Origin of the sequence: Streptomyces sp. NBC_01257 (genome assembly GCF_035917255.1) — a bacterium.
In the GTDB taxonomy this organism is placed as follows: domain Bacteria; phylum Actinomycetota; class Actinomycetes; order Streptomycetales; family Streptomycetaceae; genus Streptomyces.
In genome coordinates, this window is the sequence record NZ_CP108472.1 from 4,539,436 (window position 1) to 4,565,953 (window position 26,518).

Here is a 26,518-nt window from a genome sequence, read left to right on the forward strand (position 1 = left end):
CCTCCGATCCAGGCCCTTCCCGACCCAAGCCCCTCCGGCTTTCGGCCCTACCCGATCCAGGTTCCTCCCGACCCAGGTCCCTCCCGCTGTGGGGCCCTACCCGATCCAGGTTCCTCCCGACCCAGGACCCTCCCGCTGTGGGGCCCTACCCCAGTCCCCTCCCCTCCCCTCCCCTCCCGGCCCTCATCCGGCCCCTTCGCCCCACCCAGCCCCTCCGGCGTTTGAGGAGCGGGGTCCGGGGCGGAGCCCCGGTTACGGGAAGGGGCGGGTAGGGGAAAAGCCCCGCCGCAGGCGACGCCACCCACCCCCTCCCGCACGCCCAGCCGCGACCGCAACCAGACCCCGGACCACCCCGGTCCGGGCTCCGGACCGCCCCGGTCCGGGCCCCGGACCACCCCGGTCCAGGGACTCGGACCACCCCGGTCCGGGCAACAGCCCAGGGCCAGGCCTACGCCCCGCCCCCAGAAATATCCGCATACCGCTGCACCCACGCATGCATCGCAATCGCCGCAGCAGCCCCCGCATTGATCGACCGCGTCGACCCGAACTGCGCGATCGAGCACACCATCGAGGCGTGCTTACGGGCCTCTTCGGTCAGCCCCGGCCCCTCCTGCCCGAAGAGCAGCACGCAGCGCCGAGGCAGCTCCGTCCGCTCCAGCGGCACGGCACCCGGCAGATTGTCGATACCGATGATCGGCAGCCCCTCGGCCTCCGCCCAGGCGGTCAGATCGGCGGTGTCCGGGTGGTGCCGGACATGCTGATACCGGTCGGTGACCATCGCTCCGCGACGGTTCCAGCGCCGCCGCCCCACGATGTGCACCTCCTTGGCGAGGAAGGCGTTCGCGGTACGGACGACGGAGCCGATGTTGAAGTCGTGGCCCCAGTTCTCCACCGCCACATGAAAGTCGTGCCGCCGCAGATCGAGATCGGCGACGATCGCCTCACGGGTCCAGTAGCGGTAGCCATCACCGACATTGCGCCGGTCGCCATGGGCAAGCAGCTCGGGGTCGTACCGCTCTCCGACGGGCCAGGGAAGCGGATGCGGCCCGACCCCGATCTCCGTCCCGAACCCCTCGTCGTACTGAGCCGGCTCACCCATCTGGGCCGGCTCATCCACACCATCGGCACCGCCGACAGCGCCAGGGCCACCCGCACCACTGACACCACCGGCACTGTCCGCACCACTCGCACTACCCATCTCGCTGCTCACCCGACGAGCGTATGGCCCCCGTCGCCACTGTGCTGCGGTGCCTCCCGCCGGTCCGCACCGTCCCGTGGCCCCGGCACCTCGCCACGCCGCCCCTTCCCGTTCCGGCGCCGCACCAGCAGGTCCCGCCCGAGAGCCGCCCGGCCTCCGAGCCACACCAGGAAGACGGTCGGCAGGAAGACGGCATCCGCCGCGATCATGGCCATCGAGAAGAAGGGGAGCCCCAGCAGCAGGGCGATACCGGCGTGCTCGCAGATCATCACGACGAGCAGCACGTTCTTGACGCGCCGGTTGAACAGCGTGAACGGGAAGGCGACCTGCACGATGACCGTGGCGTACGTCAGCACCATCACCATCACCCCGCTGGAGGCGAGGATGTCGGAGAGCGCCGGCCAGGGCGTGAAGTAGTGGAGCTTGAGCGGGTAGTACAGCGCCGTGCCGTCCTGCCACCGGGAGCCCTGGATCTTGTACCAGCCCGCGGTCGAGTAGATCAGGCAGACCTCGGCCATGATCACGACGAGCGTCGCGTTGTGGGCGAGGTTGGCGACGACATCGAGCAGGGTGCGCGGCTCGCTCTGCGGTGCGTACCGGCTCACGGCCCACCAGACGCCGTGGCCGATCCACAGGATCCAGAAGAAGACCGGCAGCCAGGAGGTCCCGCCCAGGTTGTCCGTCACCGTGGCCCCGAGAAGAACCGCGCCGAACGCCACCCACAGCAGCGGACCGGCCAGGTCACCCGCCCGCGGTTCGCCGTCGACCGGGCGCCGGGCACGGCGGGCGTCCAGGGACCAGACCTGCCCGCACCGGGTGAGCACCAGGTAGATCGCCATGAGGTGGATGACGTTGTCGCCGCCGTCGCCCATGAAGATGCTGCGGTTCTGCAGCGAGAGAACACCGGCCATGAACAGCACGGACATGGCACGGGTGTGCCAGCCGACCATCAGCAGCGCGGCGGAGACCAGCGCCAGCCCGTACACGAACTCGAACCAGACCGAGCTGTCCGACCACATGAGCGTGGTGAAGGCCTGATTGCCGGAGATGAGCTGGTGCGCCATGTCCCAGCGCCACGGAGCATCGGGGCCGTACATCTCGTGCCGGTGCGGAAACTCGCGCAGCAGGAAGAGCAGGTACGTGGCGGAGAAGCCGATCCGGATGACGGCGCTCTGGTACGGGCCCAGGGCCGAGGCCGTGATGCGCTGAATGCCGCGGGGGAGCCCGCGCTCGGAACCGAACCGGCGAGAGGAACCAGGCCTGCGGCCGAGGCCGGGGCTGCGTCCGGGACCGGGCTTGCTGTCGGGGCCAAGCGTGCTGTCGGGGCCGGACGTGCTGTCGGGGCCGGGCGTGCTCACTGGTCCGCCTCCTCGGAGGCGGCCGAGCCCTTCGGGAGGTCGGCCGCGGTGACGGTCCACCAGGGCAGAACCCGGTAGGACGGCTTGGTGCTGATCTTCTCGCCGCTCCACGCGGGAGCCGCTACGGACCTGATCTCGGACCTGACCTGAATCCTCAGTACGGTGCCGCCGTAGTCGTGCTCACTGAGGCGCAGCATCACGATGCGCCGGATGTACTGCTCGGAGAGCCGGCCGCGCATGCCGTTGGCGCGGTTCTCGTTGTCGTGCGAGCCGAGGTAGAAGTCCCATCCCCGGCGGAGTTCGTTCTGCTGGACGTGGCTGGGCAGCAGATTGCCGCGTATCGCCTCACCGTCCTCGCCCGAGAGGCTCATCCAGGGCGTGGTCCGACGGCTGCCGGGGCCGGCTATCTCGGCCCGCACGTGCACGGCGATGTTCTGCTGGAGCGGATTGGGAGCGAACAGCTTCCAGTTCTGCTCGAACTCGGGGTAGACCCATTGGTCGACCGCCTCGCCGTACTGCTTGGTCAGCGTGTTGGAGGGGGCGACGTGCAGGAACACCATGCCGAGCTGGACACAGGCGAACAGCCCGATCACCGACAGCGCCACGGATGCGGCGACCTGATACGGAAACGAGAGCCCGGCCATACCGACCCGGGGCTCAGGGGCCGGCTCAGGGGCCGGCTCCGGGCCGGAATCGGGAACTGAACCGGGACCGGAGCCGAGACCGAGGCCTCGACCGGAGCCGCGCTCGGAGTCGTGCCCGGGACCCGCATCAGCACCCGGGTCCGCCACATCGGCACGCACATCAGCCTCGGCAAAGGTGCGCGCCTCGGGAACGGTCTGCGCCTCGGGAACGGTCTGCCGCTCAGGAACCTCACGCGGCTCGGAACCCTTCCGTGGCTCGGAATCCTTCCGTGGCTCGGAATCCGTACGCGGATCAGGGTCGGCCGCGCCGTCACCCCCACCGCCGGCGCCCCCGCTGACGCCCCCGCCGACGTCCTTGCCGTCGTACGAATCCATCCCGCCCCGATCCCCGTCGATCCCGGTCAGTTATCCACAGGGTTGACACCCTACGGGCCGCAGACTCACCATTGAAGACATTGAACCGAACGATCGGTCGGTAGGGAGTCCGGGATGGCGGCAGTGACTGCGGGCCAGACAGCGCAGGCGACAGCGGGCAGTACCGATGGGGCGGACGAGGCCCTGGAGGCGGCCTTCGACGCCGCGGTGGCGGCCGACGAGCGCATCGAGCCACGTGACTGGATGCCCGATGCCTACCGCGCCTCGCTGGTCAGGCAAATGGCCCAGCACGCCCACTCCGAGATCATCGGCATGCAGCCGGAGGCCAACTGGATCAGCCGCGCGCCCTCGCTGCGCCGCAAGGCCATCCTGATGGCCAAGGTGCAGGACGAGGCGGGCCATGGGCTGTATCTGTACAGCGCGGCGGAGACCCTCGGCACCGGCCGCGAGGAGCTGCTCGACAAGCTGCACGCGGGACGCCAGCGGTATTCATCGATCTTCAACTACCCGACGCTGACCTGGGCGGACGTCGGCGCCATCGGCTGGCTCGTGGACGGCGCCGCGATCACCAACCAGGTCCCCCTCTGCCGCTGCTCCTACGGCCCCTACGCCCGGGCCATGGTCCGCATCTGCAAGGAGGAGTCCTTCCACCAGCGCCAGGGGTACGAGCTCCTGCTGGCCCTCAGCGCCGGCACCCAGGCGCAGCACGAGATGGCACAGGACGCGGTGAACCGGTGGTGGTGGCCGTCCCTGATGATGTTCGGCCCGCCCGACGACGCCTCGTCCCATTCGGCGCAGTCGATGACCTGGAAGATCAAGCGGCACTCCAACGACGAGCTGCGGCAGCGCTTCGTGGACATCTGCGTCCCGCAGGCCGAGGTCCTGGGCCTCACCCTCCCCGACCCGGACCTCCGGTGGAACGAGGAGCGCGGTCAGCACGACTTCGGGGCGATCGACTGGACGGAGTTCCAGGAGGTCCTCAAGGGCAACGGGCCGTGCAACGAGCAGCGCCTCACCCAGCGCCGCCGGGCCCATGAGGAAGGCGCCTGGGTGCGGGAAGCCGCCGCCGCGTACGCACAGAAGCACACGGACGTACCGGATGCACCGGATGCACCGAACGGGGAGGCGACAGCATGAGCAGCTCGACCGACTGGCCGCTGTGGGAGGTGTTCGTGCGCTCACGGCGCGGGCTGTCCCACACCCACGCCGGCAGTCTGCACGCACCGGACGCCGAAATGGCCCTGCGCAACGCCCGCGATCTGTACACCCGCAGGTCCGAGGGCGTCTCGCTCTGGGTGGTGCCCTCCAGCCAGATCACGGCGTCGTCGCCGGACGAGAAGGACACGTTCTTCGAGCCGGCCGGCGACAAGCCCTACCGGCACCCCACCTTCTACGCGATCCCGGACGGGGTGAAGCACCTGTGACCGCGGCCCTCGCCCTCGGCGACGACGCGCTGGTGCTGTCGCACCGGCTGGGGGAGTGGGCGGGCCATGCGCCCGTGCTGGAGGAGGAGGTGGCCCTCGCCAACATCGCCCTGGACCTGCTCGGCCAGGCGCGGGTGCTGCTGTCCCTGGTGGGTGACGAGGACGAGCTGGCGTACCTGCGCGAGGAGCGCGCCTTCCGCAACGTCCAGCTGGTCGAGCAGCCGAACGGCGACTTCGCCCACACCATCGCCCGTCAGCTGTACTTCTCCGTGCACCAGCACGGGCTGTACGAACAGCTGGCCGCCGGTGACGGCGAGTTCGCCGGGCTGGCGGCGAAGGCGGTCAAGGAGGTCGCCTACCACCGGGACCACGCCGAGCAGTGGACCCTGCGCCTCGGCGACGGCACGGAGGAAAGCCACGCACGCATGCAGCGCGGGGTGGACGCCCTGTGGCGTTTCACCGGCGAGCTGTTCCAGCCCGTCGAGGGCGTGGAGGTGGACTGGCAGGCACTGCACAGCCGCTGGCTGGACTCCGTCACCACCGTGCTGGAACGGGCGACGCTGACCGTACCGACAGGACCGCAGACCGGCGCCTGGACGGCGGGCGCGGGTCGGCAGGGCATCCACACGGAACCTTTCGGCCGCATGGTCGCCGAGATGCAGCACCTGCACCGCAGTCATCCGGGGGCGTCATGGTGACCTGGACACCGCTCGAGGAGGAGCTGCGGAGTCTCGCGGGCTCCGTCCCCGACCCGGAGCTTCCCGTGCTGACCCTGGAGGAGCTGGGCGTGCTCCGGGGCGTCGAGGTGCTGGCACCGGGCCGCGTCACGGTCCGGCTCACCCCGACCTACACCGGCTGCCCGGCGATAGAGGCCATGTCTACGGACATCGAGCGCGTGCTCCACGACCACGGCATGACCGAGGTCTCCGTGGTTACCGTCCTCGCCCCCGCCTGGTCCACGGACGACATCAGCGCGGAAGGGCGTCGCAAGCTCGCCGAGTTCGGCATCGCACCCCCGAGGCCGCACGCCGCCGGGTCCCCCGCCGACGGACCCGTGCCGCTCACCCTGTCGGTGCGCTGCCCGCACTGCGGCTCCACCGACACGGAGCTGCTGAGCCGGTTCTCCTCGACCGCCTGCAAGGCGTTGCGCCGGTGTGTGTCGTGCCGCGAACCGTTCGACCACTTCAAGGAGTTGTAGATGTTCCATCCGCTCCGGGTCAGCGCGATCGAGCGGCTCACGGACGATTCGGTGGCTGTCACCTTCGCCGTGCCGCCCGAACTGCGCGAGACCTTCCGCCACAAACCCGGTCAGCACCTCAATGTCCGCTACACCGTGGACGGCGAGGAGATCCGGCGCTCGTACTCGATCTGCGCACCGGCGACCGAACGGCCGGCCGACCCGTCGCTGAAGGTGGGCATCCGTCTCGTCGACGGCGGCGCGTTCTCCACGTACGCGCTCAAAGAACTGGCGGTCGGCGACCAGGTCGAGGCGATGCCCCCGATGGGGCGCTTCGTGCTCGCACCGCGTGCCGGGCGGTTCGCGGCGATCGTCGGGGGCAGCGGCATCACCCCGGTGCTGTCCATCGCGGCGACGCTGCTGGCCCGGGAACCCGAGGCCTCGTTCTGCCTGATCCGGAGCGACCGGACCGCGGCATCCACGATGTTCCTGGACGAGGTGGCCGACCTGAAGGACCGCTACCCGGACCGGTTCCAACTGGTCACCGCGCTTTCCCGGGAGGAACAGCAGGCGGGTCTCCCATCGGGCCGGCTGGATCGCGAAAGGCTCACCGGACTCCTGCCGGCCCTGCTGCCGGTGGCCGAGATCGAGGGCTGGTACCTGTGCGGTCCGCTCGGCCTGGTCCGGGCCGCCGAGGGCGCGCTGCACGGCCTGGGCGTCGACCGGACCCGCATCCACCAGGAGATCTTCCACGTCGAGGACGTCCCGGAGGCCGCCGCCCGGCCTCGCGTCGAGGCGTCCGCGCACAGCACGCTCACCGCGACCCTGGACGGCCGCTCGGGCACCTGGCCGGTGCAGGAGGGCGAGTCGCTGCTGGAGACGGTGCTGCGCAGCCGCTCGGACGCGCCGTACGCCTGCAAGGGCGGGGTGTGCGGGACCTGCCGGGCCTTCCTGGTCTCGGGCGAGGTGCGGATGGACCGCAACTTCGCCCTGGAGCCGGAGGAGACGGAAGGAGGCTATGTGCTGGCCTGTCAGTCCCATCCGGTGACCGGAGAAGTGGAGCTCGACTTCGACCGCTGACCCGCGGTGCGGCCGGACTGTTCCCTTCTTGTAGAACCTGTTCTATCTTGACGATCCGTCAGGTCCGGGTACGGGCGCAGCGGTTCGCGGGAGGCCAGGACAGTGGACTTCACCTTCACCGAGGAACAGCAGGCAGCCACAGAGGCGGCACGAGCGGTCTTCTCGGGCGTCGCCCCTGATGCGGTGCCCAGTCCGGCGCTCGTGCCGGGGGCGGTGGCCGACGACATCGACCGGCCGCTGTGGGCCGGTCTCGCCGCCGGTGACCTGCTGAGCCTGACACTGGCGCCGGAGCACGGGGGCGCGGGCCTCGACCTGGTCGCGCTCTGCCTGGTGCTCCGCGAGTCCGCCAAGGTACTCGCCCGGGTTCCCCTGCTGGAGACGTGCGCGGTCGCGATGACGCTCCAGCGTTACGGGGACCGGGCTCTGGCGGCAGAGCTCCTGCCGGGCGTCGGGCGGGGGGAACTGGTCCTCACGGTCGGGGCCAACGGCCGCACCGGCCACGACCCCGCCGAACTCGCCGTCACCGCAAGGCCGGACGGCACCACCACCGGCAACACCCCCAGCGGCACCACCAGCGGCAACGGCGACAACGCCGGTAGCGGGAACGGTGACGGGACCGGCGGCGGGTCGCACTGGGTGCTCGACGGGGTGCAGTCGGGAGTGCCGTGGGCTCAGGCCGCGGACTGGATCGCGGTGCCCGCCCACACCGGGGACGGCCGGGCCGTCCTGGCCCTGGTACGCCGCGGCCACGACGGCGTCACCATCGCCGAGCAGGTCTCCACCAACGGCGAACTCTTCGGCGAGGTACGGCTCGACGGGGTACGGATCGAGAGCAGCGAGCTGATCGAGGCCGCCGACGCCTGGGAATGGCTGCACTCCCTGCTCACCACCGGAACGTGCGCCCTCGCGCTGGGGCTCGGTGAGGCCGTACTGGCCATGACGAGCGAGTACACCGGCAAGCGCGAACAGTTCGGCTTCCCCGTGGCGACCTTCCAGTCCGTCGCCGTACAGGCCGCCGACCGCTACATCGATCTGCGGGCCATGGAGGTGACCCTCTGGCAGGCGGCCTGGCGGATCGCAGTCGGCGGTGCGGGCGCGCTGCCACCGGCGGGTGATGTCGCGGTGGCGAAGATCTGGGCGTCCGACGGGGTCCGCCGGGTCGTGCAGACGGCACAGCACCTGCACGGCGGCTTCGGCGCGGACACCGACTACCCCCTGCACCGCTTCCACGCCTGGGCGAAGCAGATCGAGCTCTCCCTCGGCCCGGCGGCAGCCCACGAAGAGGCTCTGGGCGACCTGCTGGCCGCCCACCCCCTCGGCTGAGGAACCCTTCTGAAGAAGCGGGCCCGGCTGAAGAAACCGGGCTGAAGAAGCCGGACCGAAGAAACCGGACCGAAGAAACCGGGCTGAAGAAGAGCGAGGTCTCAGACGACGAACGCGGGGTCACCGCTGTCGCTGACCATCGGGCGCCCCGCACCGTCCCAGGCGAGCATGCCGCCGTCGATGTTCACGGCGTCGATGCCCTGCTGCACCAGATACTGGGTGACCTGGGCGGACCGGCCGCCGACCCGGCACATCACGTGCACACGCCGGCCGTCCTCCACCGCCTCGGTCAGCTCGCCGAACCGGCCGACGAAGTCACTCATCGGGATGTGCAGGGCGCCGTCGACATGCCCGGCCGCCCATTCGTCGGCCTCCCGGACGTCCAGCACGAAGCCGTCCGCCGGCACCGCCGTGGCGTCGACCGCGGGAAGCTGGGCGAAATTCATGGGTCATGCCTTCTCTCGTCAATGCGCACCGAAGTCTCCGGAAACGCTACTGCACCAGACCGGCCAGCTCGGCCTCACGCTGCGAGACCTCGCCCAGCAACTGCTCGGCGATCTCCTCCAGCAGGTGATCGGGGTCGTCCGGCGCCATCCGCAGCATGGCGCCGATCGCGCTCTGCTCCAGCTCCTGGGCGAGCACCGTCAGCAGTTCCTTGCGCTGGGTCAGCCAGTTCAGCCGGGCGTAGAGCTCGTCGGCCTCGCTGAGCTCCGCCTCGGGCAGGGCGGGTCCGGCCGCCCACTCCTGCGCCAGTTCCCTGAGCAGCGCCTCGTCCCCGCGCCCGTACGCACCGTTGACCCGGGTGATGAACTCGTCCCGGCGGGCCCGCTCCGTCTCGTCCTGAGCCAGATCCGGGTGGGCCTTGCGCGCCAGCTCGCGGTAGAGCTTGCGCGCCTCCTCGGTCGGCCGGACACGCTTCGGCGGCCGGACCGGCTGCTCGGTCAGCATGGCCGACGCCTCGGGGGACAGCCCGTCGGAGTCGATCCAGTCATGGAACAACTCGTCGACGCCCGGCATGGGCATCACCATCGACCGTGCGTCCTGCGCCTTGCGCAGGTCCTCGGGATCGCCCGTCATGGCAGCCCGCGCCTCGGCGATCTGCGCGTCGAGCTCGTCCAGCCGTGCGTACATGGGGCCCAGCCGCTGGTGGTGCAGCCGGGAGAAGTTCTCGACCTCGACCCGGAAGGTCTCCACCGCGATCTCGAACTCGATCAGAGCCTGCTCGGCCACCCGCACCGCATGCGCCAACCGCGCCTCGGGACGCGCCTCGCCTGAGCCGGAGCCGGAGCCGGATGCAGAGCCAACGCCGGAGCCAACGCCGGAGCCGTCCGCTCCCGCAGCACCGTCGGCAGGTTCAGCCGCCCCGGAAACATCCGCAGCGTCCGTGGCGTCCTCGGCCGCCCCGGCAGGGGCCTCCGCATGCGCCTCGGCCGGGGAGCCGGTCTGCTCGTCCTGCCGGTCGTCGTCCTGCCGGTCATCGTCGTTCCGGGTGGTCGGCACCCCGGCGGCTTCGTGGGTCACCCGTCCAGCGTATGGCCACGGCCCGCCTGCCGAGGACGCGCGGTCGGCGGAACGGGGCCTCACACCCCCAGCTCGGCGGCTATCCGCCCTGCCCCGATCGCCTGCACCAGCTCCGCGTGGTCCGCCTCGGTCCGGTCGGCGTACGTCACCGCGAACGACGCCACCGCCTCGTCCAGCTCGTCGTTCTTTCCGCAGTAGCCCGCGATCAGCCGCGGGTCGGCGCTGTGTGCGTGGGCGCGCGCCAGCAAGGCACCGGTCATCCGGCCGTAGTCGTCGACCTGGTCGGCCGCGAGTGCCGCCGGGTCGACGCTGCCCTTGCGGTTCCTGAACTGCCGCACCTGGAAGGGCCGCCCGTCCACGGTCGCCCAGCCCAGCAGGATGTCGCTGACGACCTGCATCCGCTTCTGCCCGAGCACCACCCGGCGGCCCTCGTGCTCCACCTCCGGCACGCCGAAGCCCACGGCGGGCAGATAGGGCGCCAGCACCGAGGGCCTGGCCTCCTTCACCTGGAGGACCAGCGGCTCACCCCGGTGATCCAGCAGCAGAACCACGTACGACCGGGTTCCCACGCTCCCCGTGCCGACCACCCGGAACGCCACGTCATGGATCGCGTACCGGGCCAGCAACGGCACCCGGTCCTCGGAAACGGTCCCCAGATAGTCACCGAGCCCTGCCGCCACGGCTGCGGCCTCCTGGTCCGGCACCCGGCGCAGCACCGGCGGCGCGTCGACGAAGCGGCGCCCGCCGTCCGCGGAGTCCTCCGTCGACTTCGCGGCGAAACGGGCGCTCGTGTTGTTGCGCGCCTTCTCCGACACCCGCTCCAGCGTGCCGAGCAGGTCCCGCGCGTCCGTGTGCGAGACCAGTTCCTCGTCGGCGATGGCGTTCCACGCGTCGAGCGCGGGGAGCTTCGCCAGCAGCCGCATCGTCCGCCGGTACGCGCCCACCGTGTCGTAGGCGCCCCTGCGGCAGGTGTCCTCGTCCGCCCCGGCCTCGCGGCCCGCGAGCACCAGCGAGGTGGCCAGCCGCTTGAGGTCCCACTCCCACGGGCCCGCCACGGTCTCGTCGAAGTCGTTCAGGTCGATGACCAGGCTGCCCCGCGCATCGCCGTACAGCCCGAAATTCGCCGCGTGCGCGTCGCCGCAGAGCTGCGCGGCCACCCCGGTGACGGGCGTCCCCACCAGGTCATGGGCCATCAGCCCGGCCGAACCCCGCAGAAAGGCGAACGGCGTGGCCGCCATCCGGCCCACCCGTATCGGCGTCAGACCCGGCACCCGGCCCTGGTTCGACTCCTCGACCGCCCGCACCGCGTCGGGCCGGCCCGACGGAAGCACCAGAGAGCCGTGCGACGAGCGTGGCACGCGCTCGCGCAGCGCCTTGCCGGCGTCTCTCAACGACGACGGCCCGCTCCGGTCCGCCCCGCCCCTGCGGGGGGCGAACCCGGGCACGGCCGGAATGCGCGGACCGTCCTCGACCGCCCGCTGTACCGGCACGGTCACTTCGCTCTCGCTCATGGCGCGCAGCCTCCCCCGACCTCGCCCGGCGCCACCGTCCGGCGTCCCGGTCCAACATCAACTGCCGATGACGGTACCGCCGTCCGCCGATATCCGTCTGCCCCTGTGGACAACTGGACAGCCGGCCGGAACACCTGTGGAAAACGCCCGCCCCCGCACTCCCGCCGAGGCCGACACCCAGCCGACGCCTCCAGCCGAGGGGCTGCGTAATCGCCTGGTCAGACGGCCACGGCCTCCTCGATCTCCTCTTCCGTCTCCTCTTCCGTTTCCGTCCCCGTCCCGGCCTGTTCTCCGCGCCGCCGCTCCCCCGCAGCCGGTGCGGTGGCCGCCACGGCCACCCGCCGCTTCCGCTCGGCCAGCCCCGCCAGCGCCATCGCCAGGATGCCCACCACGAACCAGAGCGCGAGCACCAGCAGATGTCCGCCGAGGGCGTGCCCGCCGAAGTACACATGGCTGCGGACACCTTCGACGAAGCCCGCTCCGTTCCAGAACGCGTGCAGTGCGCCGAAGAACCCCGGCTGCAGCTCGGGCCGGAAGATGCCGCCGGAGCTGGTGAAGTTCAGCATGACGAACAGCACCATGACGCCGAGCGTGGTCCACCGCTTGAGGAAGGTGTGCAGCCCGACGCCGATCAGCAGAATGCCTGCCGCGTAGAGCCACGCCATCGCCCACAGGCCCCCGAGTCCGCGGTCCACGAGGCCGAAGAGCGGACCGGCGAACACCGCCCCGATCACGCTCACCACGAGCGAGGCGGCAACGGCCAGCGCCGCCCGGATCCGCAGGGGCAGCACCGCGCCCGCTCCGCCGATCACGGCGACGGACGCGTACGAGCCGATGCTCACCGCGACCAGCAGGAAGAAGATCCCCTGCCCGGTCGGGTCACCGTCAGCGGTGGGTGCCGTGTTCGTGACCTTCAGCGGCGCGCCCTGTCCCGCCGCCACCTCGGTGAAGACCTTCTCCACCACGGTCGCGCTGGTGTCGGAGGACGCGGTGGCCACCAGCAGTTCGGGGCTCCGGCCCGGCACATAGGCGCCATAGCTGTCCTGCGTCCTCAGGTGGTCGACCGCCGCGGCCCGGTCCGGGACCGTACGGACGCTCAGCGCCCCGTCCCCCTTGTCCTGGAGGGTCTGGGCCAGCACCTGCGCACTCGGCCCCGAACCGACCACGTCCACCCGCAGATCGTGCGGCTCCGGGGCGTGGAACGCCCCGAGATAGGCGAGCCCCATGCCCACACACATCAGCAGTGGCGTGACGAGATGGCTCAGCACATGACGCAGGGCGGCGGCATGGGAGCCGGCAGCGGCACTCGGGCCTGTGGACATCGGAACTCTCCAGACGAACGGCAGATGGTTGGCTTTTACAACTCACATTCCGTTGTACTATACAACTGAACTCGAGGAAGGCGGCTCATGCCAGGCACCCCCGGAGAACGCGAGGAGTCGCTGGACGTCATCCAGCGCGAACTGACCGCCTTCGCCCGCCGGGCGCGCGCCGCCGCGGCCAGACTCCATCCCGAGCTACCCCTGGTGTCGTACACCCTGCTGGCACACATCGACGACCGGCACGGCTGCCGGGCCACGGATCTGGCGGCGCACTACATGCTCGACAAGTCCACGGTCAGCCGACAGCTCGGCACCCTGGAGAAACTGGGCCTGGTCGAGCGCCACCCGGATCCGGACGATCACCGCATCCAGGTGCTTCACCCCACCGAGGCCGGCACACAGGCGCTGGCCTCGACCCAGGCCAGCCGGCGGGCCGCCTACCAGGAGCGGCTCGCGGAATGGACCGCCGAAGACCTGGCCAGCTTCGCCACTTATCTGCTCCGCTACAACTCGGCCGGGGACCCCGCAGGCCCGCAGCAGCCAGCGGACTGACCCACAGCCCTCCGCGCGCCCCCGCGCAGCGCCACGGCCAGGCCCGCCCTAGCAGTCGCCGAGGTCGTTCCTCAGATGGGTCTCCGCCCAGCTCCCCAGCTCCTTGAGCGCGGGCTCCATCGCGGCACCGGCCTGCGTCAGGCGGTACGACACCCGCAGCGGCGGTCCCTCATCGACCTCACGGACCACCAGCCCCGCCCCCGCCAGCTCGGTCAGCCGGTCGGAGAGCATGCGCTCACTGATGCCCGGAATGGCCCGCCGCAGATCGGCGAAGTGCACTGGCTGCTGCATCAGTACGGAGACGATCGGCCCGGTCCAGCGCTTACCGAACAGCTCGAAGACGCGGCTGATGCCCACGTCCACCCGCTTGCACGCCTGCTCGCTGTGATCCGCCATACGCCCAGGGTACTGCGTCGACGTGAGGGACTTACTATTCGTAAGCCACTATGTTATTACTAGGTACACACGAAAAATTGGCCCGCCGCACCGGCCCGCCCCTCACCGAACCGTGGAGACCCCCATGGCCACACTCCTGCACCTCGACTCCGCCGTATTCCCCCAGGGTTCCGCGTCCCGCGAGGTCACCGCCGCCTTCGTGCAGACCTGGCGCGAGCAGCACCCCGACGGGCAGGTCGTCTACCGCGACCTCGCCGCCGATCCCCTGCCGCACCTCAACGCGGAGTCCGTCGCCGCCGGCGTCGAGCACCCGCTGCGCGCCGAGCTCGCCGCGGAACTCGCCGCCGCGGACGCGGTCCTGATCGGGGCCCCGATGTACAACTTCACGATTCCGTCGACGCTGAAGGCCTGGCTCGACCACGTGATCATCGTCGGCCACAACGTCGGCCCCGAGAGCCCGGTGGCCGGCACCCCGATCACCGTCGTCGCCAGCCGGGGCGGCTCGTACGCCGCGGGCACCCCGCGTGAAGACGCCGAGTTCGTCCAGAACTACCTGGAGAAGCTGCTGACGTCCATGTTCGCCGCCGAGGTCGACTTCATCGTGCCGGAGCTCACCCTGGCCCACACCAACCCGCAGATGGCCGAGCTCATCCCGCTCGCCGACACCTCCCGCGCCAAGGCGCTCACGGACGCCGCGGAGAAGGCCAAGGCGCTCGCGTCCCGCCTCGCCGCCTGAGTACTGGCGCAGAGCACAGAGCGCCCCACAGAGGCGCGGTACGCAGGGCGCAGAGCCCCACACGGGCGCACGGCGCAGAAGACGAGGAAGGGGCGGGGTCCGCGGACCCCGCCCCTTCCTCGCGCCTCACACAGTCGCCGTATCTCACACAGCTGCCCGTTCCGGACGTTTCACGTGAAACCGAACCCCCGGAACCGGGCTGCCCCGCCCCCGGAACCGCCCGGCCCGGCAAGAACCGGACCCAACAGAAGAAGCCCCACAGACCAGAGGTCTGTGGGGCTTCTCTCTTGTGCGCGAGGGGGGATTTGAACCCCCACGTCCCTAAGGACACTGGCACCTGAAGCCAGCGCGTCTGCCGTTCCGCCACTCGCGCATGAGTGGTGTTTCCAAGCTCTCCCTTGTGGTGCGAGCGCCTGGCGACAAACGGAAGATTAGCACGCTGGACAGGGTGGATTCACATCCGTTTGTTTCGCCGAACGTCCGGAGGGAACCGGGAACCCGGAGCAGCCGCCCCCCACTCCTCCTGAGTGCACCCAAGGTGCGGGACACTGTCAGGAGGCCACCTCTACGATCCGTGTGAGGGGGGACACTCATCCACTCTGCAGACAAGGGGAACCAGCCGATTTCCCGACGCGTGGATACGATCAGTAAGCAGTACAGGGCCGACGACACCGGAGGAGGTGCCCCATGGGAGTCATGAAGCGTTTCGAGCAGCGTCTCGAAGGTCTGGTCAACGGCACCTTCGCCAAGGTCTTCAAGTCCGAGGTCCAGCCGGTCGAGATCGCGGGTGCCCTCCAGCGGGAGTGCGACAACAACGCCACCATCTGGAACCGCGAGCGGACCGTCGTCCCCAACGACTTCATCGTCGAGCTCAGCGCCCCCGACTACGAGCGCCTGAGCCCGTACTCGGGCCAGCTGGGCGACGAGCTCTCCGGCCTGGTCAGGGACTACGCCAAGCAGCAGCGGTACACCTTCATGGGCCCCATCAAGGTCCACCTGGAGAAGGCGGACGACCTCGACACCGGTCTCTACCGTGTGCGCAGCCGCACCCTGGCGTCGAGTTCGTCACAGCAGGAGCCGCCCGGCCAGCACGCCCAGCAGGGCTTCCCGAACCACCAGGGGCAGCAGGCGGCACCGCCCGCCCGTCCCGGCCAGGGACGGCCCCAGGCGCCCGGCGGCTACGGATACCCGCCCAGCTCCCCGCCGCCCATGCCCGCGGCCCCGCCGCCGGGCGCCGGGCATGCCGGAGCGCAGGGCCCCGGCCGGCGCCCGCCGGCCACCCCCAGCCCCCTGCCGAACACGCAGGTGCGACGCTGGATCGAGATCAATGGCACCCGTCATCAGATCTCCCGCCCCACGCTGGTGATGGGACGCAGCACCGACGCCGACGTGCGCATCGACGACCCCGGTGTGTCCCGTCGGCACTGTGAGATCAGGACCGGAACGCCCTCGACGATCCAGGATCTCGGGTCCACCAACGGCATCGTGGTAGACGGGCAGCACACAACCCGCGCTACGCTCCGCGACGGCTCGCGGATTGTCGTGGGCAGTACCACCATCGTTTACCGGCAAGCCGAAGGGTGAAGCGGGGGCAATGTCAGAGCTGACCCTGACGGTCATGCGGCTAGGTTTCCTGGCTGTTCTGTGGCTGTTCGTGATCGTGGCCGTCCAGGTCATTCGAAGTGACCTGTTCGGAACGCGCGTCACGCAGCGCGGCTCACGCCGCACTGCTGCCGACGCGCGGCCTCCACAGGCGCGCCAGACCGCTGCGGCACCGCCGCAGCAACGCCAGCAGCCCGGTCGCCAGCGCCGCGGGGCGCCGACCAAGCTGGTCGTGTCCGAAGGGACGCTCACCGGCACCACGGTGGCGCTCCAGGGCCAGACCATCACCCTGGGCCGGGCCCATGACTCAACGATCGTGCTGGACGACGACTACGCGTCCAGCAGGCATGCCAGGATCTACCCCGACCGTGACGGCCAGTGGATCGTCGAGGATCTCGGGTCCACCAACGGCACGTATCTGGACCGGACCCGTCTCACCACCCCGACGCCTGTTCCGCTGGGCGCGCCGATCCGGATCGGCAAGACCGTCATCGAGCTGCGGAAGTAGTACGACAATGAGCGAGCGGAGCGAGCGAGCCGCGGCGGTCCGGGCAACGGACCCGGCCAGGCTCCCGACCGGAGGGTGGGCAGTGTGGCTCGAGACCGGCTGTACCCCGAACCGACGGGCGAGGTGCGCATGAGTCTGTCCCTGCGCTTCGCCGCCGGATCGCACAAGGGCATGATCCGGGAGGGCAACGAGGACTCCGGCTACGCCGGTCCGCGCCTTCTCGCCATCGCCGACGGCATGGGCGGCCAGGCGGCCGGCGAGGTCGCCAGCTCCGAGGTGATCTCCACGCTCGTCCAGCTCGACGACGACGTGCCGGGCTCCGACATCCTCACCTCGCTCGGTACGGCGGTCCAGCGGGCCAACGACCAGCTGCGCATGATGGTCGAGGAGGACCCCCAGCTGGAGGGCATGGGCACCACGCTCACCGCTCTCCTCTGGACCGGTCAGCGGCTCGGCCTGGTCCATGTCGGCGACTCGCGCGCGTACCTGCTGAGGGACGGCGTCCTGACGCAGATCACGCAGGACCACACCTGGGTCCAGCGGCTGGTCGACGAGGGCCGGATCACCGAGGAGGAGGCCACCACCCACCCGCAGCGCTCCCTGCTGATGCGCGCGCTGGGCAGTGGCGACCACGTCGAACCCGACCTCTCCATCCGTGAGGTCCGGGCCGGCGACCGGTACATGATCTGCTCCGACGGCCTCTCCGGCGTCGTCTCCCACCAGACGATGGAGGAGACGCTCGCCAGCTACCAGGGCCCGCAGGAGACCATCCAGGAGCTGATCCAGCTCGCTCTGCGCGGCGGCGGTCCGGACAACATCACCTGCATCGTCGCCGACGTCCTCGACGTCGACAGCAACGACACCCTGGCCGGACAGCTCAACGACACCCCGGTCATCGTCGGCGCGGTCGCGGAGAACCAGGCCGCCCAGCAGAACGACGGCGGCGCCATGGAGACCCCGGCCGGACGCGCGGCCGGCCTCGGCCGCCCCGTCCCGCCGCCCTCGGGCGGCTTCGGCCCTCCCGGCAGCGGTGACGACGTCGGATACGGCGGAATGCCGGACGGGTCCTTCGGGGCCTACTCCGACGACGACTTCGTCAAGCCCGGCGGCGGCCGCAAGTGGCTCAAGCGGTCGCTGTACATCGTGCTCGCCCTGGCCGTCATCGGCGGCGGGCTGTACGGCGGCTACCGCTGGACCCAGACCCAGTTCTACGTCGGCGCGAAGAACGACAACGTCGCGCTGTACCGGGGCATCAGCCAGGACCTCGCATGGGTGTCGCTCTCGAAGGTCGAGAAGGACCACCCCGAGATCGAACTCAAGTACCTCCCGCCCTACCAGCGCGAGAAGGTCGAGGCGACGATCGCCGAGGGCAGCCTGGCGCACGCCCAGGCGAAGATCACCGAACTCTCCGCGCAGGCCACCGCCTGCAAGAAGGACGCCCAGCGCCGCGCAGCCGAGAAGAACGCCCCCAGCGACGAGGGCCAGGCCGGCGGTACGGACGCGGACGCCACCAAGACGTCCTCGACGTCCGGCACCACCAAGACCAAGCAGACTTCAGCGACTCCCACTCCTGGTCCCAGCCTCTCGGAGGAAGAGAAGAAGCTGGTCCCGCAGTGCGGTAAGCAGTAAAGCCGTAGGGGGCCTTCAGCACCATGAGCGTTGTCACCAACACGACCACGATCGGCGCGATCGACGCACCGAGCCGGCGCAACACCGAACTGATGATGATGGTCTTCGCCATCGCCATCTCGGTGTTCGCCTACGCCAACGTGGGACTTGCCATGGACGGCAAGATCCCCTCGGGCATGTTCGGCTACGGGGCGGGACTCATCCTGCTCGGCGGCGTCGCCCACCTCGTGGTGCGCAAGTTCGCGCCCTACGCCGACCCGCTGCTGCTGCCGCTGGCCACCCTGCTCAACGGGCTGGGCCTGGTACTGATCTGGCGGCTGGACCAGTCTCCGAGGCTGATCCAGCGCGCGGAGTACCTGTACGGGGCGTACAGCCCGGACGCGCCCAAGCAGCTTCTCTACTCGGCGATCGGCGTCGCTCTCTTCGTCGCCGTGCTGATGGTCCTCAAGGACCACCGCATCCTGCAGCGGTACACCTACATCTCGATGGCTGCGGCCCTGGTCCTGCTGGTCATCCCGATGTTCTTCCCCGCGGTGAACGGCGCGAAGATCTGGATCAGCCTCGGCCCGTTCTCCATCCAGCCGGGTGAGTTCGCCAAGATCCTCATCGCGATCTTCTTCTCCGGGTACCTCATGGTGAAGCGCGACGCACTGGCCCTGGCCAGCCGCCGCTTCATGGGGCTGTACCTCCCGCGCGGCCGCGACCTGGGCCCGATCATCACCATCTGGGCCCTCTCGATCCTGATCCTGGTCTTCGAGACCGACCTCGGTACGTCGCTGCTGTTCTTCGGTCTCTTCGTCGTCATGCTGTACGTCGCCACCGAGCGCACCAGCTGGATCGTGTTCGGTCTGGCGATGTCCGCGGTCGGCGCGGTGAGCGTCGCGTCCTTCGAACCGCACGTGCAGGACCGCGTCAACGCCTGGCTCGACCCGTTCTCCAAGGCGACGATGGAGCAGAGCGACCAGATCGCCCAGTCCCTGATGTCCTTCGGCTCCGGCGGCACGCTCGGCACCGGACTCGGCCAGGGCCACTCGGACCTGATCATGTTCGCCGCCAACGCCGACTTCATCCTCTCCACCGTCGGCGAGGAGCTCGGGCTGGCCGGAATGATGGCCGTCCTGCTGATCTACGGTCTGATCGTCGAGCGGGGCGTGCGCACCGCGCTCGCCGCCCGCGACCCCTTCGGCAAGCTCCTGGCGATCGGCCTCTCCGGCGCCTTCGCGATCCAGGTCTTCGTGGTGGCCGGCGGAGTCATGGGCCTCATCCCGCTGAGCGGTATGACCATGCCGTTCCTGGCCTACGGTGGTTCGTCCGTGTTGGCCAACTGGGCGCTGATCGCCATTCTGATCCGGATCAGCGACACCGCCCGCCGCCCCGCCCCGGCCCCCGCTCCCTCCTCCGACGCCGAGATGACCCAGGTGGTCCGACCGTGAACAAGCCCCTGCGCCGGATCGCGATCTTCTGCGGCGTCCTGATCTTCGCCCTGCTCGCACGGACCAACTACCTGCAGTACGTGAAGGCCGACGAGCTCAACACCCGCGACGAGAACCGCCGCGTCCGCATCGAGCGGTACGCCCACGAGCGCGGCAACATCATCGTGGACGGCGGCAAGTCCATCACCGGATCCACCGAGACCACGAGCAGCGACTTCAAGTACAAGCGGGTCTGGCAGGACGGCCCCATGTGGGCCCCCGTCACCGGCTACTCCTCGCAGGCCTTCGACGCCTCGCAGCTGGAGAAGATCGAGGACGGCATCCTCACCGGCAACGACGACCAGCTCTTCTTCGACCGCACGATGTCGATGTTCACGGGCGAGAAGAAGCAGGGCGGCAACGTCGTCACCACCCTCAACAGCGCCGCCCAGAAGGCCGCCTTCGAGGGGCTCGGCAACAAGAAGGGCGCCGTCGCCGCGCTCGACCCGCAGACCGGCGCCATCCTGGCGCTCGCCAGCACCCCGTCGTACGACCCCTCGACCTTCGCGGGCAACTCCGACAAGGACTCCAAGGCCTGGCAGAAGCTCCAGAAGGACAAGGACAAGCCGATGCTCAACCGGGCGTTGCGCGAGACCTACCCGCCCGGTTCGACCTTCAAGATCGTCACCGCGGCCGCCGCCCTGGAGAACGGGCTCTACACCGACATCGACGCCAAGACGAAGTCGCCGGTGCCCTTCCGCCTGCCCCAGACCACCCAGGACCTGCCGAACGAGGGCAGCATCCAGTGTGAGAACGTCCCGCTCCGGGAAGCGCTGCGGATTTCCTGCAACACCGTCTTCGGCAAGATCAGCGATGACCTCGGCAACCAGAAGATGATCGACCAAGCCAATAAGTTCGGCTTCAACAAGGACGTCTTCACCCCGGTCCGCGCCACCGAGAGCGTCTACCCCAAGGACAACCCGCCGCAGAACGCGATGGCCGGCATCGGCCAGGCGTCCAACCGCGCCACCCCGCTCCAGATGGCCATGGTGGCCTCCGCGGTCGCCAACGACGGCAAGCTGATGCAGCCGTACATGGTCGCCAAGCGGCAGTCGCCCGGTCTGGACGACATCTACACCCACGAGCCGGAGCAGCTCAGCCAGCCCCTGTCGGCCGAGAACGCCCAGAAGCTCCAGGAAATGATGAAGACCGTCGTCGAGTCGGGAACGGGCAGCAACGCCAAGATCCAGGGCGTCACCGTCGGCGGCAAGACGGGTACGGCCCAGCACGGTCTCGGCAACAGTGAGAACCCGTACGCCTGGTTCATCTCGTACGCGAAGACCGACAGCGGCTCCCCCGTCGCCGTCGCCGTGGTCGTCGAGGACAGCAAGGCCACCCGCGACGACATCTCCGGTGGCGGCCTGGCTGCCCCCATCGCGAAGAGGGTCATGCAGGCGGTCATCGACAGCAAGAAGTGACGCCCGTCACGCCGGACGCCATATCCGCACGTTGGGATACCGGTCGGATATCAGGTACGGGCTGCGGGCTGATCACGTAGTGCGCGGCCGGTAGCGTATGCGCGAACAGCACACCGCCGGACCGCACACCGGTGCGGTCAGGACTGACGGAGAGGGCTGGAACAGTTATGGAAGAGCCGCGTCGCCTCGGCGGCCGGTACGAGCTGGGCTCGGTGCTCGGCCGTGGTGGCATGGCCGAGGTCTACCTCGCTCACGACACCCGGCTCGGCCGCACCGTAGCTGTGAAGACGCTCCGGGCGGACCTCGCCCGCGACCCGTCCTTCCAGGCCCGGTTCCGCCGTGAGGCCCAGTCCGCCGCCTCGCTCAACCATCCGGCGATCGTCGCGGTCTACGACACCGGTGAGGACTACGTCGACGGGGTCTCGATCCCGTACATCGTCATGGAGTACGTCGACGGGTCGACGCTCAGGGAACTGCTTCACTCCGGCCGCAGACTGCTGCCCGAGCGCACCCTGGAAATGACCGTGGGGATCCTCCAGGCGCTGGAGTACTCGCACCGCGCCCAGATCGTCCACCGCGACATCAAGCCGGCGAACGTCATGCTGACGCGCACCGGCCAGGTCAAGGTCATGGACTTCGGCATCGCCCGCGCCATGGGCGACTCCGGCATGACGATGACCCAGACCGCGGCCGTCATCGGCACCGCCCAGTACCTCTCCCCGGAGCAGGCCAAGGGCGAGCAGGTCGACGCGCGCTCCGACCTGTACTCCACCGGCTGCCTGCTCTACGAGCTGCTGGCCGTGAGACCGCCGTTCGTCGGGGACTCGCCCGTCGCGGTGGCCTACCAGCACGTACGGGAAGAGCCTCAGCCGCCCAGCAACTTCGACCCCGAGATCACGCCCGAGATGGACGCGATCGTGCTGAAGGCGCTCACCAAGGACCCCGACTACCGCTACCAATCGGCCGACGAGATGCGCGCCGACATCGAGGCCTGCCTCGACGGCCAGCCGGTCGCGGCGACCGCGGCGATGGGTGCGGCCGGTTACGGCGGCTACGGCGGTTACGACAACGACCAGCCCACCACCGCCCTGCGCGCCACGGACCAGAACGGCGAGCGGACGTCGATGCTGCCGCCGGTCAACCCGGACGACGGCGGCTACGGCTACGACGACCGCCCCGACCGCCGGCGCCAGAAGAAGAGCAACACCTCGACGATCCTGCTGGTCATCGCGGGCATCCTGGTGCTGATCGGCGCGATCCTCATCGGCAAGGCCGTCTTCGGCGGCGACGGCGACAGCGGCGACGGCACGTTCAAGGCGCCGAACATGGTCGGTTCGACCTTCAAGGAAGCCCAGCAGCTCGCGGACAACACCAACACCGTGGTCAAGCAGGGCCCCAAGGAAGAGTGCGAGGACCAGCCCGCGGGCAAGATCTGCCGGCAGAACCCGACGAAGGACCAGCAGGTCTCGGAGGGCGACACCATCACGGTCTTCGTCTCCAGCGGTGCGCCGAAGATCGAGGTGCCGGACGTCACGGAGAAGTCCGAGGAGAGCGCCCGCAAGAACCTCGAGGACAAGGGCTTCACGGTCACGGTCACCTCGGTCGAGTCCGCCGACGCCGATCCCGGCACGGTCCTGAAGCAGTCCCCGAAGGGCGGCGCCAAGGCCGAGAAGAACTCCGAGGTGAAGCTCTCGGTCGCGACGGAGAAGCTGCTCTCCATGCCGCCGGTGACCGGCCGCTCGTTCGACGACGCGGTCGCCCAGCTCAACGGGAACGGCTTCACCAACATCGGCAAGAGCGAGGTCGACTCCGAGAAGCCTGCGGGCGAAGTGGTCGATCAGAACCCGACAGCCGGCGAGAAGGTGGGCAAGGACACCGCGATCGTCCTCAAGGTGTCCAAGGGCCCGACGCAGCCCGCGACGGTGCCCGTCCCCGAGGTCAGGGGCGGGAAGGTCTCCGACGCCAAGGCGAAGCTGACCCAGGCCGGCTTCACGCAGATCAAGTTCGCCGACGGCAGCTCGCCCGACGACAACGCCACCGTCGTCAACATCGACCCGCAGCCGAACACCCAGGCCGACCCGGCCACCACCGTCATCACACTCACGACGATGGGCGGCAACGGGAACGGCGGACTCCTGGGCGGCGGGAACGGCCAGTAGGACGCACGGTCCAGTACACACAGGGCCCCGGTCACCTCAACGGTGACCGGGGCCCTGTGTCTGTCTGCGACCGGGTCAGCGCAGCTCCGCCGGCTTCGTACGGTCGCGGTCGACCTTCTCCGTACGCACCAGTTCGCCCCACACGATGTAGCGGTACTTCGACGTGAAGACGGGGGTGCACGTCGTCAGCGTGATGTAGCGGCCGGCCTTCTTCGCGCCGGAGCCCTTCGGCACCGCCTGGAGCACGTCGACGTTGTACTTCGACGTCTCGGGAAGCTCCTTGAAGACCTTGTAGACGTACCAGGTGTCCTTGGTCTCGAAGACGACCGCGTCCCCGGTCCGCACCTTGTCGATGTTGTGGAACTTGGCCCCGTGGCCGTCGCGGTGGGCGGCCAGGGTGAAGTTGCCGGTCTTGTCCGAGGGCAGCGCAGATTTCACCGGATCGGTGTAGTAGCCGGCGATGCCGTCGTTGAGATTCTCGGTGTCGGTGCCCTTCTTCACGAGCACCTCGCCGTTCCTCATCGACGGGACGTGGAGGAAGCCGATGCCGTCCTTGGTGTCCAGGGCGCCGGGGCCGCCGGCCCAGCGGTCGCGGACGGTGTGGCTCTGCGCGGTGGCCTCGCGGTCGGCGAGCACGTTCGTCCACCAGAGGGAGTAGACGACGAACAGGCCGAGCACCAGACCTGCGGTGATCAGGAGTTCGCCGAAGACGCTGACGGCGGTCGCGACGGGATGGCGGCCCCTGGGTCGCACCGGGGGCGCGGACTCGCCGGTCTGCTCTTGGTCCTCGGTCCTCGCTGCCACCGCACCGTCCCTGTCGTGATGTCGTTCGGCCCGCTCACTCCACGAGCGCGTCGGGTTTCCCCTTGCTGCGCGGCCGTTCGTCGACCATCTTGCCCCAGACGATCAAACGGTACGTACTCGTGAATTCGGGCGTACAGGTCGTCAGGGTGATGTACCGCCCGGGCTTCTTGAAGCCGGACTGCGGCGGCACCTCGCCGATGACCGACACGTTGGACGGCGAGGTCTGAGGCAGGACGCTCGTCATCTCGTACGTGTAGTAGGCGTCCTGGGTCTCGACCACGACCTTGTCGCCGGGGTTCAGCCGGTTGATGTAGCGGAACGGCTCGCCGTGCGTGTTGCGATGACCGGCCAGCGCGAAGTTGCCCTGCTTGTCCGACGGCATCGCCGTGCGCAGCGGTTCCTCCCCGTAATGGCCGACCATCCCGCGGTCGAGCACCTTCTCCTTGCTGATGCCCTCGGCGATCGGCGTGACGACGTCGAGCTTCGGGATGTGGATGATGGCGAAACCCTGGCCCGGTGCGAACACTCCGGGGCTGCGTTTGCCATGGGCCCAGTCGTCCTGGATCTTGTGCGTCTCCTTGCCGGCGATCTGTTCGGCACGCACGTTCGTCCACCACAGCTGGTACGTGACGAACAGCAGCATCAGCACGCCGAGCGAGATGAACAGCTCACCGACCACCCGGCTGACGACGACCGCGGGGCTGTCCTTGGCCGCCTTGGCCGCACGGCGCGCCTCGACCCGCGACATCGGCTTCGCCGGGGCCGCCGCGCCGTCCGCTCCTGCCGCCCCGGTCACCGGCTGCGCGTCCCCGCGCCGGTGGCCGCGGCCCTTCGCCGCACGACGCCGCTCGGCCCGGCCACCGGTGGCCGCGGACCCGGGATCGGTATCCCGCTCCGGCTCCGGCTCCGGCTGCGAGTCCGGGCGGACCGTCGTCACCGGCAGGACGGCCGTGACCGCTTCGTCGGCGACGACTATTCGCCGGGGCTCCGCCTTCCGCAGCGCGACGGTCTCCTCATGGCGGGGCATCGGAACAGCGGGCGCCGTGGGAACCGGCTCTGCCGGCACGGCGGCGGGCGGGGACTGCGCGGGCGAGGGCCGCACGGGCTCCTGGTGGCCGTACCAGTCCCGCTCGTACCCTTCGGGGTCGTACCACTCGCTCGGCTGGCCCTGGCCCGCCTGTGGCCCCTGTGACGCCTGCGTCGGGGTCCCTGCGGCGACGGGCTCCGCCGCCCCGCCGCCGTCCGCGGCAGACTGCTCCGCGGGGATGCTGTCCACCCGGAACCAGGGGGACGCGTGCCGCCCCGGCAGCGGATCGTTCAGTGGGTCCACCAACTGGTCGACCGCCGCCTCGAACGCGCCTGAGGCCTCGTACGCACCGGGGTCGTACGGGCCGTCCTGTCCGGCGTCGGATCCGTGGCGGGGTGGGGTCACGCGACGGCCTTGCCCACCACCGGCGCGAGTCCCGCCGACCTCTCGACGGCGCCGGTGTCACCGCACTGTGCCAGCCAGTTCGCCAGCATCAGATGGCCGTGCTCGGTGAGCACCGACTCCGGATGGAACTGCACTCCCTCGACCGCCAGCTCCCGGTGGCGCAGCCCCATGATGATGCCGTCGGCCGTCCGCGCGGTGACCTCCAGCTCATCGGGGACCGTGTCCGGTTCGGCGGCGAGCGAGTGGTAGCGGGTCGCGGTGAACGGGGAGGGCAGACCGGCGAACACGCCCCCGCCCTCGTGGATCACCGGGGAGGTCTTGCCGTGCAGCAGCTCGGGGGCGCGGTCCACAACACCGCCGTACGCCACCGCCATCGACTGCATGCCCAGACAGACGCCGAAGACCGGGACACCGGTCGCCGCGCAGTGCCGCACCATGTCGACGCAGACACCCGCGTGCTCGGGGGTGCCGGGGCCCGGCGAGAGCAGGACGCCGTCGAAGCCGTCCTGCGCGTGGGCCGTGGTCACCTCGTCGTTGCGCAGCACCTCGCACTCGGCGCCCAGCTGGTAGAGGTACTGCACGAGGTTGAAGACGAAGCTGTCGTAGTTGTCGACGACCAGGATGCGGGCGCTCACCGGACGGCCCCCATCGCGCTCGTGCCGTCGCCGTCCACCGTCACATCGCCGAACGGAAGCAGCGGCTCCGCCCACGGGAAGACGTACTGGAACAGCACGTAGACGACCGCCAGGGCGAGCACGAGCGAAATGACCCCACGCACCCAGACGTTGCCCGGCAGATGCCGCCAGATCCAGCCGTACATGCTGACCCCTCCATTCGGTACGGGACCAGACTAAAGGGCCCGGGCATCGCCGTGGGT

Annotated in this window: 26 protein-coding genes and 1 tRNA gene; 14 read left to right on the plus strand and 13 right to left on the minus strand. The window is 69.8% G+C overall.

Features of this window, described 5'->3' with window-relative positions:
• Window positions 1-448: 448 nt before the first annotated feature.
• The 3 genes from OG408_RS19460 to OG408_RS19470 form a co-directional block, all read right to left on the minus strand.
• Window positions 449-1,099, minus strand: coding sequence for a TrmH family RNA methyltransferase (locus tag OG408_RS19460; protein ID WP_266786281.1), 651 nt, complete (start codon window positions 1,097-1,099; stop codon window positions 449-451).
• Between the two features lie 107 nt (window positions 1,100-1,206).
• Window positions 1,207-2,556 carry an HTTM domain-containing protein gene (locus OG408_RS19465; protein ID WP_442806039.1) on the minus strand — a complete coding sequence of 450 codons (1,350 nt, stop codon included), beginning with the start codon at window positions 2,554-2,556 and terminating at the stop codon, window positions 1,207-1,209.
• Window positions 2,553-3,347 carry a DUF5819 family protein gene (locus OG408_RS19470; protein WP_442806136.1) on the minus strand — a complete coding sequence of 265 codons (795 nt, stop codon included), beginning with the start codon at window positions 3,345-3,347 and terminating at the stop codon, window positions 2,553-2,555. The genes OG408_RS19465 and OG408_RS19470 overlap by 4 nt, the downstream gene beginning before the upstream one ends.
• Window positions 3,348-3,689: 342 nt before the next feature.
• On the opposite strand from OG408_RS19470, the gene paaA reads away from it, so the two are divergent.
• From paaA to OG408_RS19500, 6 genes are all read left to right on the plus strand, one after another.
• Complete coding sequence (gene paaA / locus OG408_RS19475) at window positions 3,690-4,712, plus strand: 1,2-phenylacetyl-CoA epoxidase subunit PaaA (protein WP_326671045.1); 1,023 nt, start codon at window positions 3,690-3,692, stop codon at window positions 4,710-4,712.
• A complete protein-coding gene (gene paaB / locus OG408_RS19480; protein ID WP_219572877.1) occupies window positions 4,709-4,999 on the plus strand; it encodes a 1,2-phenylacetyl-CoA epoxidase subunit PaaB in 291 nt (96 codons plus the stop codon). The genes paaA and paaB overlap by 4 nt, the downstream gene beginning before the upstream one ends.
• Complete coding sequence (paaC, locus tag OG408_RS19485) at window positions 4,996-5,697, plus strand: 1,2-phenylacetyl-CoA epoxidase subunit PaaC (protein ID WP_326671047.1); 702 nt, start codon at window positions 4,996-4,998, stop codon at window positions 5,695-5,697. Before paaB ends, paaC begins: the two co-directional genes overlap by 4 nt.
• Window positions 5,691-6,197, plus strand: a complete 507-nt coding sequence (gene paaD / locus OG408_RS19490; RefSeq protein ID WP_326671048.1) for a 1,2-phenylacetyl-CoA epoxidase subunit PaaD — start codon at window positions 5,691-5,693, stop codon at window positions 6,195-6,197. The genes paaC and paaD overlap by 7 nt, the downstream gene beginning before the upstream one ends.
• Complete coding sequence (locus tag OG408_RS19495; protein ID WP_326671049.1) at window positions 6,198-7,256, plus strand: 2Fe-2S iron-sulfur cluster-binding protein; 1,059 nt, start codon at window positions 6,198-6,200, stop codon at window positions 7,254-7,256.
• Window positions 7,257-7,358: 102 nt separating this feature from the next.
• Window positions 7,359-8,579, plus strand: a complete 1,221-nt coding sequence (locus tag OG408_RS19500) for an acyl-CoA dehydrogenase family protein (RefSeq protein WP_326671051.1) — start codon at window positions 7,359-7,361, stop codon at window positions 8,577-8,579.
• Between the two features lie 101 nt (window positions 8,580-8,680).
• Here the strand turns inward: OG408_RS19500 and OG408_RS19505 are convergent, their stop codons facing one another.
• The 4 genes from OG408_RS19505 to OG408_RS19520 all read right to left on the minus strand — a co-directional run bounded on the left by OG408_RS19505 (window position 8,681) and on the right by OG408_RS19520 (window position 12,933).
• Window positions 8,681-9,025 (minus strand): rhodanese-like domain-containing protein, encoded by a 345-nt coding sequence (locus OG408_RS19505; RefSeq protein WP_266780359.1) that lies wholly within the window; start codon window positions 9,023-9,025, stop codon window positions 8,681-8,683.
• Between the two features lie 46 nt (window positions 9,026-9,071).
• Window positions 9,072-10,100, minus strand: coding sequence for a hypothetical protein (locus OG408_RS19510; RefSeq protein ID WP_326671053.1), 1,029 nt, complete (start codon window positions 10,098-10,100; stop codon window positions 9,072-9,074).
• Between the two features lie 59 nt (window positions 10,101-10,159).
• A complete protein-coding gene (locus OG408_RS19515) occupies window positions 10,160-11,611 on the minus strand; it encodes a DUF2252 domain-containing protein (protein ID WP_285569804.1) in 1,452 nt (483 codons plus the stop codon).
• Window positions 11,612-11,829: 218 nt separating this feature from the next.
• Window positions 11,830-12,933 carry a hypothetical protein gene (locus OG408_RS19520; RefSeq protein WP_285569807.1) on the minus strand — a complete coding sequence of 368 codons (1,104 nt, stop codon included), beginning with the start codon at window positions 12,931-12,933 and terminating at the stop codon, window positions 11,830-11,832.
• Window positions 12,934-13,020: 87 nt separating this feature from the next.
• Between OG408_RS19520 and OG408_RS19525 the strand changes: the two genes are divergently transcribed.
• Window positions 13,021-13,485, plus strand: coding sequence for a MarR family winged helix-turn-helix transcriptional regulator (locus OG408_RS19525; RefSeq protein ID WP_326671056.1), 465 nt, complete (start codon window positions 13,021-13,023; stop codon window positions 13,483-13,485).
• 48 nt (window positions 13,486-13,533) lie between these two features.
• On the opposite strand, the gene OG408_RS19530 is transcribed toward OG408_RS19525, so the two are convergent.
• Window positions 13,534-13,881: a winged helix-turn-helix transcriptional regulator gene (locus OG408_RS19530; RefSeq protein WP_266780364.1), complete on the minus strand. Its 348-nt coding sequence runs from the start codon at window positions 13,879-13,881 to the stop codon at window positions 13,534-13,536.
• 124 nt (window positions 13,882-14,005) lie between these two features.
• Between OG408_RS19530 and OG408_RS19535 the strand changes: the two genes are divergently transcribed.
• On the plus strand, window positions 14,006-14,617 hold the full coding sequence (locus OG408_RS19535; RefSeq protein ID WP_266780365.1) for an FMN-dependent NADH-azoreductase: 612 nt from the start codon (window positions 14,006-14,008) through the stop codon (window positions 14,615-14,617).
• 290 nt (window positions 14,618-14,907) lie between these two features.
• On the opposite strand, the gene OG408_RS19540 is transcribed toward OG408_RS19535, so the two are convergent.
• A tRNA-Leu gene (locus OG408_RS19540) sits at window positions 14,908-14,990 on the minus strand.
• Between the two features lie 314 nt (window positions 14,991-15,304).
• Here OG408_RS19540 and OG408_RS19545 point away from each other — a divergent pair.
• The 6 genes from OG408_RS19545 (at window position 15,305) to pknB (ending at window position 23,405) form a co-directional block, all read left to right on the plus strand.
• On the plus strand, window positions 15,305-16,201 hold the full coding sequence (locus OG408_RS19545; protein ID WP_266780366.1) for an FhaA domain-containing protein: 897 nt from the start codon (window positions 15,305-15,307) through the stop codon (window positions 16,199-16,201).
• 10 nt (window positions 16,202-16,211) lie between these two features.
• Window positions 16,212-16,727, plus strand: a complete 516-nt coding sequence (locus tag OG408_RS19550; protein ID WP_266780367.1) for an FHA domain-containing protein FhaB/FipA — start codon at window positions 16,212-16,214, stop codon at window positions 16,725-16,727.
• Window positions 16,728-16,856: 129 nt separating this feature from the next.
• Complete coding sequence (locus OG408_RS19555; RefSeq protein ID WP_266780368.1) at window positions 16,857-18,356, plus strand: Stp1/IreP family PP2C-type Ser/Thr phosphatase; 1,500 nt, start codon at window positions 16,857-16,859, stop codon at window positions 18,354-18,356.
• A 23-nt stretch (window positions 18,357-18,379) separates the two neighbouring features.
• Window positions 18,380-19,789, plus strand: a complete 1,410-nt coding sequence (locus OG408_RS19560; RefSeq protein ID WP_266780369.1) for an FtsW/RodA/SpoVE family cell cycle protein — start codon at window positions 18,380-18,382, stop codon at window positions 19,787-19,789.
• Window positions 19,786-21,246: a peptidoglycan D,D-transpeptidase FtsI family protein gene (locus tag OG408_RS19565; protein WP_266780370.1), complete on the plus strand. Its 1,461-nt coding sequence runs from the start codon at window positions 19,786-19,788 to the stop codon at window positions 21,244-21,246. The genes OG408_RS19560 and OG408_RS19565 overlap by 4 nt, the downstream gene beginning before the upstream one ends.
• A 167-nt stretch (window positions 21,247-21,413) precedes the next feature.
• On the plus strand, window positions 21,414-23,405 hold the full coding sequence (pknB, locus tag OG408_RS19570) for a Stk1 family PASTA domain-containing Ser/Thr kinase (protein WP_326671061.1): 1,992 nt from the start codon (window positions 21,414-21,416) through the stop codon (window positions 23,403-23,405).
• 75 nt (window positions 23,406-23,480) lie between these two features.
• Here pknB and OG408_RS19575 read toward each other — a convergent pair whose 3' ends face one another.
• Genes OG408_RS19575 through OG408_RS19590 form a run of 4 tightly spaced genes read right to left on the minus strand, consistent with a single transcriptional unit; the run spans window position 23,481 to window position 26,461 of the window.
• Entirely contained in the window at window positions 23,481-24,209 is a 729-nt protein-coding gene (locus OG408_RS19575) for a class E sortase (RefSeq protein ID WP_285569820.1), read from the minus strand.
• Window positions 24,210-24,243: 34 nt separating this feature from the next.
• Entirely contained in the window at window positions 24,244-25,641 is a 1,398-nt protein-coding gene (locus tag OG408_RS19580; protein WP_326671064.1) for a class E sortase, read from the minus strand.
• Window positions 25,638-26,276 (minus strand): aminodeoxychorismate/anthranilate synthase component II, encoded by a 639-nt coding sequence (locus tag OG408_RS19585; RefSeq protein ID WP_266780374.1) that lies wholly within the window; start codon window positions 26,274-26,276, stop codon window positions 25,638-25,640. The genes OG408_RS19580 and OG408_RS19585 overlap by 4 nt, the downstream gene beginning before the upstream one ends.
• On the minus strand, window positions 26,273-26,461 hold the full coding sequence (locus OG408_RS19590) for a hypothetical protein (protein WP_266780375.1): 189 nt from the start codon (window positions 26,459-26,461) through the stop codon (window positions 26,273-26,275). Before OG408_RS19590 ends, OG408_RS19585 begins: the two co-directional genes overlap by 4 nt.
• Window positions 26,462-26,518: the final 57 nt, after the last annotated feature.